Here is a 16,106-nt window from a genome sequence, read left to right as displayed (position 1 = left end):
ACCCCTATAGCTTACCCAGCTTGGTGCGTAGACGTTTGATGGCCTGACTGTGCAACTGGCTAACCCGTGACTCCCCCACTTCCAGTACCGCGCCAATCTCTTTCAGATTCAGCTCTTCCTGGTAGTACAGCGTTAACACCAGCTTTTCGCGTTCCGGCAACGCTTCGATGGCGTCCATCACGCGCTGGCGGAGGTTACCCTCAAGTAGCTGCTGTAACGGGTTTTCCTGCTGATGTTCTTCCGTCACCAGCTCAATACTATCGCCATGCTCTTCCCGCCACTCGTCGTAGGAGAAGAGTTGGCTGTTATTGGTATCAAGCAACATCTGACGATACTCTTGCACAGGAATAGCCAGACGCTCCGCCACTTCGGTTTCCGTCGCGTTACGCCCTAATTCCTGCTCCAGTTGCCCCATCGCCTGTGCCACTTCGCGAGCATTGCGCCGAACGCTACGCGGCACCCAATCCCGGCTACGTAGTTCGTCCAGCATCGCTCCACGAATACGCTGCACTGCGTAAGTGGTAAATGCCGTTCCTTGCAAAGCGTCATATCGGTCGACTGCATTCAATAACCCGATGCCGCCCGCTTGTAGCAGGTCATCCAGTTCTACGCTCGCCGGCAAACGCACCTGAAGGCGCAATGCTTCGTGACGCACCAACGGTACATAACGCTGCCACAGCGAGTGTTTATCCATTACACCTTCAGCGGTATACAGTGAATTCACGATAAACAGCCCTGCGTTAAATGAGTTATCGGCATGATTATCCGTTTCTGCAGGGGTTTTAATCGGGTGAATAGTGGGTGAAATGGGGGGTTATTTAGGGGTTACGGGTAAAGCTGAATGTAAAAAACCCCGCCGGAGCGGGGTTTGCGCAGTAAGCGTAAATTAACGCAGCAGAGACAGAACGTTCTGCGTGGTCTGGTTAGCCTGTGCCAGAACAGAAGTACCCGCCTGTTGCAGGATCTGAGCACGAGACATGTTAGATACTTCGGTCGCGTAGTCAGCGTCTTCGATACGGCTACGTGCAGAAGACAGGTTGTTTACTGTGTTGCCCAGGTTAGTGATAGCAGAATCGAAACGGTTCTGCACCGCACCCAGAGAGCTACGCAGTTTGTCAACTTTGGCCAGCGCTGAATCCAGTTTTTCCAGTGGATTAGAAGTTGCCAACGCCTTCATATCTGAAGCTGAAATCTCTGTACCTTTGGCCGCTGTGGTATTAGTAATAGTGGCAGCATAAATTTTGTCACCTTCGCGCATAATCGCTTGCGAATTACCATCTTTATTTACAGCCCATTCAACTGCCTTACCATTCGGGTCAGTAATGACGGTTGTATTGCCAGTCGCTGCATCTACATTGACAGCAAGGTATTTCCCATCGGAGGTTTTTGCGACAAATTTATTCGCTTGAGCTAACCCATCCTTATCTTGAATTTGATGAACGTCAAGATTTTTACCTTCAAAGTATACTGACATCGGAGCATCATTATAGGCAAGTGCTTTACCAACTTTACCTGCCGCTAAGTCAACAGATTTTGCGGCATCTGAACCATCATCTACAAACGCTGTGACACGGCCACCAAAATTCGCCAGTTGCACATCATTACCATCAATCGTAACCTTGTCATAACCTGTACCATTCTGTTTAAGGAGTTGGTACTCGCCACCTGCTGCGTTTCCTTTTTGAGCAACAAAATATGTTTGCCCCTCAACTTGAATTTGACGAACATCTGCATCGGTACCACCTAAAACATTAGTCTTATCGCCAGTAGGCGTAGATGTAGCGAAATATGTATCAAGTGCAATATTTTTATAAGTTGCACCGAAAGCATCGACACCATTAGCTTTACCATTAGCAGGGTCTACTTTAGTAAGATCTGGTGCTGCTTCGCTTTTCAAAGTGACAGAAGATGACATTGGAACTTTACCCGGAGCCACGCTGAAGCTATCCAGACCTAAAGTCTTAGCATCAATTTTGTCCAGTTGGATTTCGATGGTTTCGCCATCGTTAGCACCAACCTGGATTTTCATAGTCTGGTCAGCGGCCAGTACTTTCACGCCGTTAAACTGAGTCTGACCGGATACGCGGTCAATTTCGCTCAGACGCTGGGTAATTTCATCCTGAATAGAGTTCAGGTCGGAATCTGAGTTAGTACCGTTAGTTGCCTGAACGGACAGCTCACGGATACGCTGCAGGTTGTTGTTGATTTCAGACAACGCGCCTTCAGTGGTCTGTGCAACGGAGATACCGTCGTTAGCGTTACGGGACGCCTGAGTCAGGCCTTTGATGTTAGAGGTGAAGCGGTTTGCAATCGCCTGACCAGCAGCATCGTCTTTCGCGCTGTTGATACGCAGACCAGAAGACAGACGCTCGATAGCGGAGCTCAGAGAAGACTGAGATTTGTTCAGATTATTCTGGGTCAACAGCGACAGGCTGTTTGTATTGATGACTTGTGCCATGATCTTTTCCTTATCAATTACAACTTGATGTTATTGGGCTGTTGCCCACGGTTTCTCACCGTAACCCATGTATCGGCACCTTAATTTCGAACTTTAGAAAATTTTTACTTTCCGCCCTCTTTTTTCTTAGCCCCAGAAATACCCGCAATATGCCCCACTATTCTGCGCATTATTTTTGCAAAACTATCATTAAACTTTGCGCGAAGATTGCCGATAACCCGCTTAACTACTGTTTGCAATCAAAAGGAATTAGGCATGGCTTCATTTACTTCTCTCGGCGTCGGTTCAAATCTGCCGCTGGATACATTGCTAACGAATCTGACCATCGCTGAGAAAAAACGCTTAAACCCAATCACACAACAACAGAGCGACAATACATCTCGTCTGACAGCTTATGGCACATTAAAAAGCTCATTGGAAAAATTCCAGACAGCAAATACTGCACTTAATAAAGCCGAATTATTTAGAAGTACTACCGTTACCAGTAGCACTGAAGATCTAAAAGTTTCCACTGAGGCCGGGGCAGCGCCAGGTATATATACCATCAGCGTCACACAACTGGCTCAGGCGCAATCTTTGAGCACTGCTAACGTATCCTCTAGCAAAGATGCGCTGGGTAACGGTTCCGCTAGCCGAACCATAAAGATTGAACAACCTGGCCGTAAAGAACCGCTGGAGATTAAACTCTCGCAAGACAAGACCACACTTGACGATATCAGCAAAGCGATAAACGATACTGATAGTGGTATTTCAGCCAGTATTGTTAAAGTTAATGAAAAAGAGTTCCGTCTTGTACTAACCGCAGCCGAAGGTATGGACAGCAAGATGACCATCTCTGTTGAGGGCGACAGCAAGCTTAACGATATGCTGGCTTACGACAGCGCGACCGGTACAGGAAAAATGACCGAGCTGGTTCAGGCCCAGAACGCCAAGCTCACGATGAATGGTATTGATATTGAGCGTCAGAGCAACAAAGTCACCGATGCACCTCAGGGTGTTACGCTGGAACTAACCAAAAAAGTCACTGACGCACGTGTCACCGTAACGAAAAGTAATGAGAAAGCCACGGAAGCCATTAAAGGCTGGGTGGATGCATATAATTCTCTGCTTGATACCTTTAATACGCTGACCAAATACAAAGCCGTTGATCCTGGTGCAGAAGAACAGGATAAAAGTAATGGTGCACTCCTTGGCGACAGTGTCGTTCGCACCATTCAAACAGGTATCCGTGCACAATTTGCTAATGGTGCGAGTGAAGGCGCATTCAAAACGTTAAATGAAATCGGCATCAAGCAGGACGGCGCAACTGGCAAGCTGAAAATTGATGATGACAAGCTTAAAAAGGCGCTGAACGAAAATACAGCATCCGTACGTGAATTACTGGTCGGCGACGGCAAAGAAACCGGTATTACCACCAAAATTGCCACCGAAGTAAAAAGCTATTTAGCTGATGACGGCATCATTGACAGTGCACAAGACAGCATTAATGCCACGCTGAAAAAACTGACCAAACAGTATCTGTCGGTTAGTGCCAGTATTGAAGATACAGTAGCCCGTTACACGGCACAGTTTACGCAGTTAGACACCATGATGAGCAAGCTCAACAACACCAGTACCTATCTGAGCCAACAATTTACGGCGATGAGCAATTCCTGATAACACGAGGTAAGCATGTATACCGCGAGCGGTACCAAAGCCTATGCACAGGTCAGCATAGAGAGTGGCGTGATGAGCGCAAATCCGCATCAGCTGATTGAAATGTTGTTTGATGGCGCGAACAGCGCCCTGGTGCGCGCTCGCCTGTTTATGCAACAGGGTGATATCGTCGCCAAAGGTGAGGCGTTAAGTAAAGCCATTAATATTATCGACAATGGCCTGAAGGCAGGACTTGATCAAGAGAATGGCGGCGAAATCGCCACCAGTCTGTCTTCACTGTACGACTATATGATTCGCCGTTTACTGCAAGCTAACTTGCGTAATGATTGTCAGGCCATTGAAGAAGTCGAAGGGTTACTCGGCAACATTGCAGATGCCTGGAAACAGATCTCACCGAAAGCATCTTCCCAGGAGTCTCGTTAATGACCTCAGCCGTGGAGTTTATCAACCGTTGGCAGCGCATCGCGCTGCTCAGTCACTCACTGCTGGAACTGGCGCAGCGCGGTGAATGGGACCTTTTACTGGAACAGGAAGTTACCTATCTGCAAAGTATTGAAGTGGTCATGGAAGAGCAAACTCCACCAGGCATTACGCGAAGTATTCAGGATTTAGTGGCCGGGTACATTAAACAGACGCTGGATAACGAACAACTGCTCAAAACATTGTTGCAGCAGCGTCTGGATGAACTCAGCAATCTCATCGGTCAGTCGACGCGCCAAAAGACGCTAAATAACGCCTATGGCCGTCTTTCCGGCATGCTGTTAGTTCCCGACGCCCCCACTGCCCCACAATAATTTCCCGTCTCGTCTGAATAATCTTCCATACTCCAGAGGTCGGCCAAACGACTTCTGGAGCACGGAAGATGAAAAATCCCACGTTATTGCAGTATTTTCACTGGTATTACCCCGAGGGCGGTCAACTCTGGCCCGAACTTGCCGAACGCGCAGGTGGACTCAATGACATCGGCATCAATATGGTGTGGTTACCTCCCGCTTATAAAGGCGCATCCGGCGGCTATTCCGTTGGCTACGACTCCTACGATCTGTTTGATCTGGGCGAATTCGACCAAAAGGGAACCGTCGCCACTAAATATGGCGATAAAAACCAGCTCCTGGCGGCGATAGACGCGCTAAAACACAATGATATTGCCGTACTGCTCGACGTGGTGGTTAACCACAAGATGGGCGCAGATGAGAAAGAGAATATTCGTGTCCAGCGGGTTAACGCCGAGGACCGCACGCAAATAGACGATGAGATCGTCGAATGCGAAGGCTGGACGCGCTACACCTTCCCTGCCCGCGCGGGCCAGTACTCGCAATTCATTTGGGACTTTAAATGCTTCAGCGGTATTGACCATATCGAAAACCCAACCGAAGACGGCATTTTTAAAATCGTGAACGACTACACCGGCGAAGGCTGGAACGATCAGGTTGATGATGAGTTGGGTAATTTTGATTATCTGATGGGCGAAAACATCGATTTTCGCAATCACGCGGTCACCGAAGAGATCAAATACTGGGCGCGTTGGGTGATGGAGCAAACCCAGTGTGACGGCTTTCGTTTAGATGCCGTGAAACATATTCCGGCATGGTTTTATAAAGAGTGGATTGAGCATGTGCAGGAAGTCGCCCCCAAGCCGCTGTTTATCGTCGCGGAATACTGGTCGCATGAAGTCGACAAGCTGCAAACCTACATTAATCAGGTGGAGGGGAAAACTATGCTATTCGACGCCCCTTTACAGATGAAATTCCACGAAGCCTCCCGTCAGGGACGCGATTACGACATGAGTCAGATTTTCACCGACACCCTGGTGGAAGCCGACCCGTTTCATGCCGTCACGCTGGTGGCCAACCACGACACTCAGCCCTTGCAGGCGCTGGAAGCCCCTGTCGAAGCGTGGTTTAAGCCGCTGGCCTATGCGCTGATCCTGTTGCGCGAAAACGGCGTACCGTCAGTGTTTTATCCTGACCTCTACGGGGCGCATTACGAAGACACCGGGGGAGATGGCGAAACCTATCCTATCGACATGCCGATCATTGAACAGCTTGATGAACTGATCCTCGCGCGCCAGCGCTTCGCGCACGGCGTACAGACACTCTTTTTCGATCACCCTAACTGTATCGCTTTTAGCCGCAGCGGAACGGACGAGGATCCCGGCTGTGTGGTTGTTCTTTCTAACGGCGATGACGGGGAAAAGACCATCAATCTCGGTGCGAATTACGGGAATAAAACCTGGCGTGACTATCTGGGAAATCGCGAAGAAAGCGTGGTCACCGATGAGAACGGTGAAGCGACGTTTTATTGTAACGGCGGTAGCGTCAGCGTGTGGGTGATTGAGGACGTGTTGTAAAGCTCAACCCCGGTGGCCGTGGGCTACCGGGGCGTATAGCTTATGGCAGTGGCGTGGCCAGCGGCGTTTTCTTTAGCGCATCAGCACATTCCTGCGTCGGGCGGTCGACCCGCTGCAGCGTCATACCGTCATATTCCAGCGTATTGCCTTCACGCTCAATCTCATACAGCTCGCGTTTCACCGTCACGTTGGTGAGATCGCCAGAGATCATCGTCAGTTTCCCCGGCAGCGCGATCACTCGCTGCCACTGGCGACAATCCAGCGTGTCGCCCTCTTTTGTTACCACCAGGCTGGCAATCGCTTCCGGGCTCACCAGACTGCGTTGCGGACCTTTTGACTGCCAGTATCCTTCCAGACCGGCTGGCGCTGGCGTTTTCACCACGTCGTTATAATTTTCTACTTCGGCGCATCCGGTAAGCGCCAGAAATACAGCAACGATTGCTAATTTTTTCATCATTCATCCTGCATGCGAAGAAAATGGGATTGTGGCATTAAAGGCCTGATGTCGCCAGCCTTTCGGCAGCGTCGAGAAAGATTGATCCAGACGATGTTACCTCTTATTACTCATAGTCAAAAATTCTGATCGGTGTAGTATCCACACTTCTTGTTACATACCTTCTGAGTTCAGAGGCACAACGCATGTCATGGCAACACTTCAAACAGGCCTGGTTAATTAAATTTTGGGCCCCCGCCCCTGCGGTCATCGCAGCGGGTATTCTCTCTACCTACTATTTCGGCATTACGGGAACCTTCTGGGCCGTTACCGGCGAATTCACCCGCTGGGGTGGTCAAATCCTGCAACTGTTTGGCGTTCACGCCGAAGAATGGGGATACTACAAGCTGATCCATCTCGAAGGCTCACCCCTGACCCGCATTGACGGCATGATGATCCTCGGTATGTTCGGGGGCTGTTTTGCTGCCGCATTGTGGGCAAACAACGTCAAATTACGCATGCCCCGCAGCCGGGTGCGCATTATGCAGGCGATCGTCGGCGGGATGATTGCCGGATTCGGCGCCCGGCTGGCAATGGGCTGTAACCTGGCCGCATTCTTCACCGGTATTCCACAGTTCTCGCTACACGCCTGGTTTTTCGCCCTGGCAACGGCTATTGGCTCATGGTTTGGCGCACGCTTTACCCTGCTGCCGATGTTTCGTATTCCGGTCAAAATGCAGAAAGTCTCCGCCGCTTCTCCGTTAACGCAAAAGCCGGATCAGGCCCGTCGCCGTTTCCGCCTCGGCATGCTGGTGTTTATCGCCATGATCGGCTGGGCGCTACTCACTGCAATGGATAAGCCCAAACTTGGTTTGGCCATGCTGTTCGGCGTCGGGTTCGGGCTGCTGATTGAACGGGCGCAAATCTGCTTCACCTCCGCCTTCCGCGATCTGTGGATTTCCGGTCGCACCCATATGGCGAAAGCGATCATCTTCGGGATGGCGGTCAGCGCCATTGGTATCTTTAGCTACGTGCAACTGGGCGTCGAGCCTAAAATCATGTGGGCAGGTCCGAATGCGGTGATCGGCGGCTTGCTGTTCGGCTTCGGCATTGTTCTGGCGGGCGGGTGTGAAACGGGCTGGATGTACCGCGCCGTTGAAGGCCAGGTGCATTACTGGTGGGTGGGTCTGGGCAACGTTATTGGCTCGACCATTCTGGCCTACTACTGGGATGATTTTGCTCCCGCGCTTGCCACCAATTGGGACAAAGTGAATCTGCTCAACACCTTCGGCCCGCTCGGTGGCCTGCTGGTAACCTATCTGCTGTTATTTACCGCGCTGATGCTCATCATCGGCTGGGAAAAACGCTTCTTCCGTCGCGCTGGGCTGACGCCTGCCAAGGAGTCTGTATGAAAAATATCGTGCCTGATTATCGCCTCGATATGGTCGGCGAGCCGTGTCCGTACCCGGCTGTCGCCACACTGGAAGCGATGCCGCAATTGAAGAAAGGTGAGATTCTGGAAGTGGTGAGCGATTGCCCGCAGTCAATCAACAATATTCCACTGGATGCGCGTAATCACGGCTACACGGTGCTGGATATTCAGCAGGATGGTCCAACGATTCGTTATTTAATTCAGAAGTAATGCGATTCTCCCGTTGCCCGACGCAGCGGGAGAATGTTCAGCTTGCTACACCTGCATCGACATCACTTCCTGATACGCCGACACCAGTTTGTTGCGCACCTGGATCCCCATCTGCATCGATACCGACGCTTTTTGCATATCGGTCATCACATCGTTCAGCGCAATACCCGGTTCACCGAGGGTAAATTTCTCAGCCTGTACACGGGACGCGGTTTGTACATCGCTGATCCTGTCTAACGCCGCATGCAGTTGACCGGCAAAGCTCACGGTCGGTTGTGGCTGCATATCCTGCATTTTTGCTGACATCGCCGTGGTCTGTAGCTGGCTGATGACCCCTTCAATCCCCTGTATTGCCGACATTCTGATCCCCTGGATAATTTTTTACGTAGTTGAGATTACCAGTTAGTCAATAAGATAAAGGCGTTAAATAACGATAAAAAACCACGGTTTTTAACGCATAGAAAAATTCGAAACCGCAAATAATGAGACCGTCAATTTTTCGAGTTTGCTGACCCGGGAGTGAGTCTTGTTCCACTTTGCAAAAAACGCCGTCCACGATAAGCCACGAGGTGCGAGATGAGTGCGACAGCATCGACTGCAACCCAGCTTAAACCTCTCGAGTGGTTAAACCGCCTGCGCGCGAATCCCAGAATTCCTCTGATTGTGGCGGGAGCCGCTGCCGTCGCGATCATCGTGGCGATGGTCCTGTGGGCCAAAGCACCTGACTACCGCACGCTGTTCAGCAATCTTTCCGATCAGGATGGTGGCGCGATCGTCACCCAACTGACGCAGATGAACGTTCCCTATCGTTTTACTGAGGGAAGCGGCGCCATTGAAGTTCCTGCCGATAAAGTCCACGAACTGCGTTTACGTCTGGCGCAGCAAGGTCTGCCCAAAGGCGGCGCGGTGGGTTTTGAACTGCTGGATCAGGAAAAGTTTGGTATCAGCCAGTTTAGCGAGCAGGTCAACTACCAGCGCGCGCTGGAAGGTGAATTAGCCCGTACGATTGAAACGTTGGGACCGGTAAAACGCGCCCGCGTGCATCTGGCTATGCCGAAACCGTCGCTGTTTGTGCGTGAGCAAAAAGCGCCTTCAGCCTCCGTCACCGTCAACCTGGAGCCGGGTCGCGCGCTGGATGAAGGTCAGATCAGTGCGGTCACGCATCTGGTTTCCAGCGCTGTTGCAGGCTTGCCGCCGGGTAACGTTACGCTGGTCGACCAGGCGGGGCATCTGTTAACCCAGTCGAATACCAGTAGCCGCGATCTTAACGATGCGCAGCTGAAATACGCCAGCGACGTCGAAGGCCGCGTTCAGCGCCGTATCGAATCAATTCTGTCGCCGATTGTCGGCAACGGTAACGTACATGCGCAGGTTACCGCGCAGCTGGATTTTGCCAACAAAGAGCAAACCGAAGAACAGTACCGTCCAAACGGTGATGAGTCCCAGGCCGTGCTGCGTTCTCGTCAGTTGAACGTCAGTGAGCAGGTCGGTAGCGGAGCACCAGGCGGCGTCCCGGGCGCGTTGTCAAATCAGCCCGCTCCGGCAAATACTGCGCCAATCGCCAACCCACCCGCTAATCAGCAAAACGCGCAAAATACGCAAAACGCACAGACGGCGAATAACAGTAATAATGCCGGCCCGCGCAATACTCAGCGCAATGAAACCAGCAACTATGAAGTTGACCGCACCATTCGCCATACCAAAATGAACGTTGGCGATGTGCAGCGTCTCTCGGTGGCTGTCGTGGTCAACTACAAAACGTTACCAGACGGCAAACCGTTGCCGTTAACCGCCGAGCAGATGAAACAGATTGAGGATCTGACCCGCGAAGCGATGGGATTCTCCGACAAGCGTGGCGATACCCTGAACGTGGTGAACTCTCCCTTCACGGCGACCGACGATTCCATTGGCGAGCTACCGTTCTGGAAACAGCCGTTCTTTATTGATCAGTTAATGTCCGCAGGTCGTTGGTTGCTGGTTCTGTTGGTGGCGTGGATCCTGTGGCGGAAAGCCGTTCGTCCGCAGTTGGTCCGTCGCAGTGAAGAAGCGAAAGCCGTACAAGAACAAACGCGTGTCCGTCAGGAAACCGAAGAAGCGGTAGAAGTTCGCCTCAGCAAAGACGAACAAACCCAGCAGCGTCGTACTAATCAGCGTCTGGGAGCAGAAGTCATGAGTCAGCGTATTCGTGAAATGTCAGATAACGATCCGCGCGTCGTGGCGCTGGTCATTCGCCAGTGGATGAGTAACGATCATGAGTAATCTTACCGGTACCGATAAAAGCGTCATCCTGCTGATGACCATTGGCGAAGATCGCGCGGCGGAGGTGTTTAAGCACCTTTCCACGCGCGAAGTTCAGGCGCTCAGTACGGCGATGGCCAACGTTCGCCAGATTTCCAACAAGCAGTTGACGGAAGTGCTGGCCGAATTTGAACAAGAAGCCGAACAGTTTGCCGCGCTGAATATCAACGCCAACGAATATCTGCGCTCCGTGCTGGTGAAAGCGCTGGGCGAGGAACGTGCCTCCAGTCTGCTGGAAGATATTCTGGAAACCCGCGATACCACCAGCGGCATTGAAACGCTTAACTTTATGGAGCCGCAAAGCGCCGCCGACCTTATCCGCGACGAGCATCCGCAGATTATCGCCACCATTCTGGTGCACCTTAAGCGGGGCCAGGCCGCCGATATACTGGCACTGTTCGACGAGCGTTTACGTCACGACGTGATGCTGCGTATCGCCACTTTTGGCGGCGTACAGCCTGCCGCGCTGGCAGAGCTGACCGAGGTTCTCAACGGCCTGCTCGATGGCCAGAACCTCAAGCGCAGCAAAATGGGCGGCGTGAGAACGGCGGCAGAAATTATCAACCTGATGAAAACCCAGCAGGAAGAAGCGGTTATTACCGCCGTACGCGAATTCGACGGCGAGCTGGCGCAGAAAATTATCGACGAGATGTTCCTGTTCGAGAACCTGGTGGATGTCGACGATCGCAGTATCCAGCGCCTGCTGCAGGAAGTGGATTCCGAATCGTTGCTGATTGCCCTGAAAGGTGCCGAACAGCCGCTGCGCGAGAAGTTCCTGCGCAACATGTCGCAACGTGCTGCCGATATTCTGCGCGACGACCTCGCCAACCGCGGTCCGGTGCGTTTGTCGCAGGTGGAAAACGAACAGAAAGCCATTCTGCTTATTGTTCGTCGTCTGGCGGAAACCGGCGAGATGGTGATAGGCAGCGGCGAGGATACCTATGTCTAACGAACTGCCGTGGAAAGTCTGGACCCCGGACGACCTCGCCCCACCGATGGCGGAGTTCGTCCTGGCTGACCACAGCGAAACCCCGCTGTCAGAAGAAACAGCAGAACCAGAGCTTTCCGCAGAGCAACAGCTTGAACAGCAGCTCGCACAGCTGCAACTGCAGGCCCATGAGCAAGGTTATAACGCGGGTCTGGCGGAAGGTCGACAAAAAGGCCACGAACAAGGTTATCAGGAAGGCCTGAGTCAGGGGCTGGAGCAAGGCCAGAACCAAGCGCGCGCTCAGCATGCGCCGATCCATGCCCGCATGCAGCAACTGGTGAGCGAGTTTCAGAATACGCTGGACGCGCTGGACAGCGTCATTGCCTCGCGTCTGATGCAAATGGCGCTGGAAGCTGCGCGTCAGGTTATTGGCCAGACGCCTATTGTGGATAACGCTGCGCTGATTAAACAAATCCAACAGCTGTTGCAGCAAGAACCGCTGTTTAGCGGTAAACCGCAACTACGCGTACATCCGGACGATCTCCAGCGTGTAGAGGAAATGCTCGGTGCGACCCTCAGCCTGCACGGCTGGCGGCTGCGCGGCGATCCGACGCTGCATCACGGCGGCTGTAAAGTCTCTGCCGATGAAGGCGATCTGGATGCCAGCGTTGCCACGCGCTGGCAAGAACTCTGCCGTCTGGCAGCGCCGGGAGTCGTGTAATGACCACTCGCCTGACTCGCTGGCTCAACACGCTGGACAGCTTCGAAGAGAAAATGTCGCTACTGCCTGCGGTGCGCCGTTACGGTCGCCTGACCCGCGCCACCGGGCTGGTGCTGGAGGCCACGGGATTACAGTTGCCGCTGGGCGCCACCTGCGTTATTGAACGCCAGGACGGCAACGAAACCCAGGAGGTCGAAAGTGAAGTCGTGGGCTTTAACGGTCAGCGTCTGTTTCTGATGCCCCTCGAAGAGGTTGAAGGCGTTCTGCCCGGCGCGCGCGTTTACGCGAAGAACATTGCCGGAGAAGGTCTGCAAAGCGGGAAGCAATTACCGCTTGGTCCTGCATTGCTGGGTCGGGTGCTGGACGGTAGCGGCAAACCGCTCGACGGTCTGCCCGCCCCGGATACCACCGAAACCGGGGCGCTGATTACGCCGCCGTTTAACCCGCTACAACGCACCGCGATTGAACACGTCCTGGATACCGGCGTACGCCCCATCAACGCGTTGTTAACCGTCGGTCGCGGTCAGCGTATGGGACTTTTCGCGGGCTCCGGTGTCGGTAAAAGCGTTCTGCTCGGCATGATGGCGCGCTATACCCAGGCCGATGTTATCGTCGTGGGTCTGATTGGCGAACGTGGTCGCGAAGTTAAAGATTTTATTGAAAATATTCTCGGTACCGACGGTCGTGCACGCTCGGTGGTGATTGCTGCTCCCGCAGATGTCTCGCCGCTGTTACGTATGCAAGGTGCGGCCTATGCCACGCGTATCGCCGAAGATTTTCGCGATCGTGGACAGCACGTATTGCTGATTATGGATTCCCTCACCCGCTACGCGATGGCGCAACGTGAGATCGCCCTGGCGATCGGAGAGCCGCCGGCAACGAAAGGTTATCCCCCCTCAGTATTCGCCAAATTACCGGCACTGGTCGAACGTGCCGGGAACGGTATTCACGGCGGCGGTTCCGTTACCGCGTTTTACACGGTACTGACCGAAGGTGACGACCAGCAGGACCCCATTGCGGATTCCGCGCGCGCGATTCTGGACGGCCACATTGTGCTGTCCCGTCATCTGGCCGAAGCGGGTCACTATCCGGCCATCGATATTGAAGCCTCGATCAGCCGCGCCATGACCGCGCTTATTAGTGAACAACACTATGCGCGGGTACGTAACTTTAAACAGCTGCTATCCAGCTTCCAGCGCAACCGCGATCTGGTCAGCGTGGGGGCGTATGCCAAAGGCAGCGATCCCATGCTGGATAAAGCCATCGCCCTATGGCCACAACTGGAAGCATTCTTACAGCAAGGCATTTTTGAACGGGCGGACTGGGAAGATTCTCTGCACGCGTTAGAACTGATTTTCCCTGGTGTGTGAGTAAGCAGGAGAGCATAGGTCATGGCACAACATGGTGCATTAGCCACACTGAAAGACCTGGCTGAAAAAGAGGTAGATGACGCCGCTGTCTTATTGGGAGAGATGCGTCGTGGCTGTCAGCAGGCGGAAGAGCAGTTGAAAATGCTGATCGATTATCAGCATGAGTACCGCAACAATCTGAACAGTGACATGGGTCAGGGTATTACCAGTAATCGCTGGATCAATTACCAACAATTTATTCAGACGCTGGAAAAAGCGATTGAGCAACACCGCCAACAGCTCAATCAGTGGACGCAGAAAGTAGACCAGGCATTGAACAGTTGGCGCGACAAAAAACAACGTTTACAGGCGTGGCAGACTCTGCAGGACAGACAAACCTCGGCGGCGTTACTGGCCGAAAACCGCCTGGATCAGAAAAAAATGGATGAATTTGCTCAGCGTGCAGCTATGAGGAAACCCGAATGATTACTTTACCCCAACTGATTACCACCGACACCGACGTAGCCGCAGGTCTTCAGTCAGGCAAAGCGGTTGATTCACCCGAGGATTTTTTAGCGCTGCTGGCGGGTGCATTAGGTGCGGACAACGCGCAGGGTAAAGACGCCCCGCTGTCGTTTGCCGACTTACAGGCGGCCGGTAGCAAACTGCAAAAAGGGTTACTGCAAAAAAATGACGATTCAGCACCGTCGCTCAAGTTGACCGAACTACTGGCGCAAAAAGAGATGCACACTGATGCTTCTCTTGTCGACATGACAGACGCTCAGCAACTGTTGTCTGCCCTCACGCCCTCACTGAAAGTTAATGCCCTGACGACACTGGGCAAAGTCGCTCAGCAGGATGAAAAAAAAACCGCACTGAGCGATGAGGATCTCGCCAACCTGAGCGCGTTGTTCGCCATGCTGCCAGGACAACCGCAGACCACGCCGGCCGTCGACAGCTCGCCAGCCCCCGTTGATGCGACGCTTTCGGCGTTGTCACGAGGCTCGGTACACAGCGCTATCGCCGATAATGCTGGCGAATTGCTGCCAGGTGATGCCAAAAAAGGCAAAGCGGATATTGCAACGCCTGCCAGCAGCGTAGATCAGACAAACAATCCGACATTAACCCCGTTGACGGCAGCGGCGACGACCAGAGCGGAAATTGAAAGCTCCCCTTCGCCGACCAGCATTGGCATGACGACAGCGCCGTTAAGTGGCCCGCAGTCCCACGCTCAGCCGTTACCGACCGCCGCACCAGTGCTAAGCGCGCCATTGGGTAGCCAGGAATGGCAGCAATCACTGAGCCAGCACGTCACTCTGTTTACTCGCCAGGGCCAGCAAAGCGCGGAACTGCGTCTGCATCCACAGGATCTGGGCCAGGTGCACATTTCCCTCAAGCTGGATGACAACCTCGCGCAGTTGCAAATGGTATCGCCACACAGTCACGTGCGCGCTGCGCTGGAAGCTGCATTACCGATGCTGCGTACGCAGTTGGCTGAAAGCGGTATCCAGCTTGGACAAAGCAGTATCAGTAGTGAAAGCTTTGCCGGTAATCAGCAGTCTTCCGGGCAGCAACAGCAGGCGGGTCGCGCTCAGGGACAAGACATTTTTGCCGCTGAAGATGACGCCGTACTGGCAGCGCCAGCCTCACTGCAAGCCGCAGCACGCGGTGATGGAGCAGTAGACATCTTCGCCTAACGCCAGAGGTAGCATGATTATCCGCGTCTTTTCCACGCTTTGTCGTGGACAGGACACGGGATAATCAGCCCATAAGCTGTACCGAAACAGGAAGCCCGTATCTGATGACTGACTCCGCGATTAACAAAAAAAGTAAACGCGCTATTTGGATCCCTCTGCTGGTATTGATTACCCTCGCCGCCTGCGCAACTGCGGGTTATAGCTACTGGCGCATGCAGCAGCAGCCGTCCGCCAGCGTCAAAGCGGAACCGGCTCCACCGCCAGCCCCGGTATTCTTTGCGCTGGATACCTTTACCGTCAATCTGGGTGATGCGGACCGTGTACTGTATATCGGTATCACGCTGCGCATGAAAGACGAGGCAACGCGTTCACGTCTTAACGAATATCTGCCGGAAGTGCGCAGCCGCTTGCTGCTGCTGTTCTCTCGTCAGAACGCGGCTACGCTCGCCACCGAAGAAGGTAAGCAACAGCTCATTGCCGCCATCAAAGAGACGCTCGCGACTCCGCTCGTTGTTGGGCAACCCAAACAGGTTGTCACCGACGTTCTTTATACAGCTTTTATTCTGCGGTAAAG

Annotated in this window: 17 protein-coding genes; 13 read left to right on the top strand and 4 right to left on the bottom strand. The window is 53.1% G+C overall.

What is annotated here, in order from left to right:
- Positions 1–4 precede the first annotated feature (4 nt).
- Positions 5–724 carry an RNA polymerase sigma factor FliA gene (gene fliA / locus HV350_RS10490; RefSeq protein WP_016153479.1) on the bottom strand — a complete coding sequence of 240 codons (720 nt, stop codon included), beginning with the start codon at positions 722–724 and terminating at the stop codon, positions 5–7.
- A 162-nt stretch (positions 725–886) separates the two neighbouring features.
- The gene (locus HV350_RS10485) at positions 887–2,458 is read right to left on the bottom strand and encodes a flagellin (RefSeq protein WP_181630432.1); all 1,572 of its coding nucleotides are present in this window, start codon (positions 2,456–2,458) and stop codon (positions 887–889) included.
- A gap of 255 nt (positions 2,459–2,713) precedes the next feature.
- Here HV350_RS10485 and fliD point away from each other — a divergent pair, with 255 nt between their 5' ends.
- The 4 genes from fliD to amyA all read left to right on the top strand — a co-directional run bounded on the left by fliD (position 2,714) and on the right by amyA (position 6,464).
- Positions 2,714–4,114 (top strand): flagellar filament capping protein FliD, encoded by a 1,401-nt coding sequence (gene fliD, locus HV350_RS10480; RefSeq protein WP_047502080.1) that lies wholly within the window; start codon positions 2,714–2,716, stop codon positions 4,112–4,114.
- A gap of 15 nt (positions 4,115–4,129) precedes the next feature.
- Positions 4,130–4,537, top strand: coding sequence for a flagellar export chaperone FliS (fliS, locus tag HV350_RS10475; protein WP_016153482.1), 408 nt, complete (start codon positions 4,130–4,132; stop codon positions 4,535–4,537).
- Positions 4,537–4,908, top strand: a complete 372-nt coding sequence (gene fliT / locus HV350_RS10470) for a flagella biosynthesis regulatory protein FliT (protein WP_003030458.1) — start codon at positions 4,537–4,539, stop codon at positions 4,906–4,908. Before fliS ends, fliT begins: the two co-directional genes overlap by 1 nt.
- Positions 4,909–4,976: 68 nt before the next feature.
- Positions 4,977–6,464 (top strand): alpha-amylase, encoded by a 1,488-nt coding sequence (amyA, locus tag HV350_RS10465; protein WP_181630431.1) that lies wholly within the window; start codon positions 4,977–4,979, stop codon positions 6,462–6,464.
- Positions 6,465–6,504: 40 nt separating this feature from the next.
- Here the strand turns inward: amyA and yedD are convergent, their stop codons facing one another.
- Positions 6,505–6,918 (bottom strand): lipoprotein YedD, encoded by a 414-nt coding sequence (yedD, locus tag HV350_RS10460; RefSeq protein ID WP_016153484.1) that lies wholly within the window; start codon positions 6,916–6,918, stop codon positions 6,505–6,507.
- A gap of 185 nt (positions 6,919–7,103) precedes the next feature.
- Between yedD and yedE the strand changes: the two genes are divergently transcribed.
- A complete protein-coding gene (yedE, locus tag HV350_RS10455; RefSeq protein WP_019077070.1) occupies positions 7,104–8,309 on the top strand; it encodes a selenium metabolism membrane protein YedE/FdhT in 1,206 nt (401 codons plus the stop codon).
- Positions 8,306–8,539, top strand: coding sequence for a sulfurtransferase-like selenium metabolism protein YedF (gene yedF / locus HV350_RS10450; protein WP_000790504.1), 234 nt, complete (start codon positions 8,306–8,308; stop codon positions 8,537–8,539). Before yedE ends, yedF begins: the two co-directional genes overlap by 4 nt.
- A gap of 45 nt (positions 8,540–8,584) precedes the next feature.
- Here yedF and fliE read toward each other — a convergent pair whose 3' ends face one another.
- A complete protein-coding gene (gene fliE, locus HV350_RS10445; protein ID WP_016153486.1) occupies positions 8,585–8,899 on the bottom strand; it encodes a flagellar hook-basal body complex protein FliE in 315 nt (104 codons plus the stop codon).
- 216 nt (positions 8,900–9,115) lie between these two features.
- Between fliE and fliF the strand changes: the two genes are divergently transcribed.
- The 7 genes from fliF (at position 9,116) to fliL (ending at position 16,104) form a co-directional block, all read left to right on the top strand.
- Positions 9,116–10,798, top strand: a complete 1,683-nt coding sequence (gene fliF, locus HV350_RS10440; protein ID WP_016156841.1) for a flagellar basal-body MS-ring/collar protein FliF — start codon at positions 9,116–9,118, stop codon at positions 10,796–10,798.
- A complete protein-coding gene (fliG, locus tag HV350_RS10435; RefSeq protein ID WP_016153488.1) occupies positions 10,791–11,786 on the top strand; it encodes a flagellar motor switch protein FliG in 996 nt (331 codons plus the stop codon). Before fliF ends, fliG begins: the two co-directional genes overlap by 8 nt.
- Positions 11,779–12,486 (top strand): flagellar assembly protein FliH, encoded by a 708-nt coding sequence (gene fliH, locus HV350_RS10430; RefSeq protein ID WP_016153489.1) that lies wholly within the window; start codon positions 11,779–11,781, stop codon positions 12,484–12,486. The genes fliG and fliH overlap by 8 nt, the downstream gene beginning before the upstream one ends.
- Positions 12,486–13,856 carry a flagellar protein export ATPase FliI gene (fliI, locus tag HV350_RS10425; protein WP_016153490.1) on the top strand — a complete coding sequence of 457 codons (1,371 nt, stop codon included), beginning with the start codon at positions 12,486–12,488 and terminating at the stop codon, positions 13,854–13,856. The genes fliH and fliI overlap by 1 nt, the downstream gene beginning before the upstream one ends.
- 21 nt (positions 13,857–13,877) lie before the next feature.
- Positions 13,878–14,321 carry a flagellar export protein FliJ gene (gene fliJ / locus HV350_RS10420; RefSeq protein ID WP_016153491.1) on the top strand — a complete coding sequence of 148 codons (444 nt, stop codon included), beginning with the start codon at positions 13,878–13,880 and terminating at the stop codon, positions 14,319–14,321.
- Complete coding sequence (gene fliK / locus HV350_RS10415; RefSeq protein WP_181630429.1) at positions 14,318–15,532, top strand: flagellar hook length control protein FliK; 1,215 nt, start codon at positions 14,318–14,320, stop codon at positions 15,530–15,532. The genes fliJ and fliK overlap by 4 nt, the downstream gene beginning before the upstream one ends.
- A 104-nt stretch (positions 15,533–15,636) precedes the next feature.
- On the top strand, positions 15,637–16,104 hold the full coding sequence (gene fliL, locus HV350_RS10410; protein WP_016153493.1) for a flagellar basal body-associated protein FliL: 468 nt from the start codon (positions 15,637–15,639) through the stop codon (positions 16,102–16,104).
- Positions 16,105–16,106: the final 2 nt, after the last annotated feature.

Source organism: Citrobacter sp. RHBSTW-01013 (assembly GCF_013781985.1).
Taxonomy (GTDB): domain Bacteria; phylum Pseudomonadota; class Gammaproteobacteria; order Enterobacterales; family Enterobacteriaceae; genus Citrobacter; species Citrobacter braakii.
Note: the sequence above shows the minus strand (reverse complement) of the source record. Positions and strands in the feature narration are given on the sequence as shown.

What these genes read in the sequence shown, in the direction of transcription:
- HV350_RS10485 (WP_181630432.1), bottom strand. Translation starts at nt 2,458, where the DNA reads ATGGCACAAGTCATCAATACAAACAGCCTGTCGCTGTTGACCCAGAAT.
- fliD (WP_047502080.1), top strand. Translation starts at nt 2,714, where the DNA reads ATGGCTTCATTTACTTCTCTCGGCGTCGGTTCAAATCTGCCGCTGGAT.
- fliS (WP_016153482.1), top strand. Translation starts at nt 4,130, where the DNA reads ATGTATACCGCGAGCGGTACCAAAGCCTATGCACAGGTCAGCATAGAG.
- fliT (WP_003030458.1), top strand. Translation starts at nt 4,537, where the DNA reads ATGACCTCAGCCGTGGAGTTTATCAACCGTTGGCAGCGCATCGCGCTG.
- amyA (WP_181630431.1), top strand. Translation starts at nt 4,977, where the DNA reads ATGAAAAATCCCACGTTATTGCAGTATTTTCACTGGTATTACCCCGAG.
- yedD (WP_016153484.1), bottom strand. Translation starts at nt 6,918, where the DNA reads ATGAAAAAATTAGCAATCGTTGCTGTATTTCTGGCGCTTACCGGATGC.
- yedE (WP_019077070.1), top strand. Translation starts at nt 7,104, where the DNA reads ATGTCATGGCAACACTTCAAACAGGCCTGGTTAATTAAATTTTGGGCC.
- yedF (WP_000790504.1), top strand. Translation starts at nt 8,306, where the DNA reads ATGAAAAATATCGTGCCTGATTATCGCCTCGATATGGTCGGCGAGCCG.
- fliE (WP_016153486.1), bottom strand. Translation starts at nt 8,899, where the DNA reads ATGTCGGCAATACAGGGGATTGAAGGGGTCATCAGCCAGCTACAGACC.
- fliF (WP_016156841.1), top strand. Translation starts at nt 9,116, where the DNA reads ATGAGTGCGACAGCATCGACTGCAACCCAGCTTAAACCTCTCGAGTGG.
- fliG (WP_016153488.1), top strand. Translation starts at nt 10,791, where the DNA reads ATGAGTAATCTTACCGGTACCGATAAAAGCGTCATCCTGCTGATGACC.
- fliH (WP_016153489.1), top strand. Translation starts at nt 11,779, where the DNA reads ATGTCTAACGAACTGCCGTGGAAAGTCTGGACCCCGGACGACCTCGCC.
- fliI (WP_016153490.1), top strand. Translation starts at nt 12,486, where the DNA reads ATGACCACTCGCCTGACTCGCTGGCTCAACACGCTGGACAGCTTCGAA.
- fliJ (WP_016153491.1), top strand. Translation starts at nt 13,878, where the DNA reads ATGGCACAACATGGTGCATTAGCCACACTGAAAGACCTGGCTGAAAAA.
- fliK (WP_181630429.1), top strand. Translation starts at nt 14,318, where the DNA reads ATGATTACTTTACCCCAACTGATTACCACCGACACCGACGTAGCCGCA.
- fliL (WP_016153493.1), top strand. Translation starts at nt 15,637, where the DNA reads ATGACTGACTCCGCGATTAACAAAAAAAGTAAACGCGCTATTTGGATC.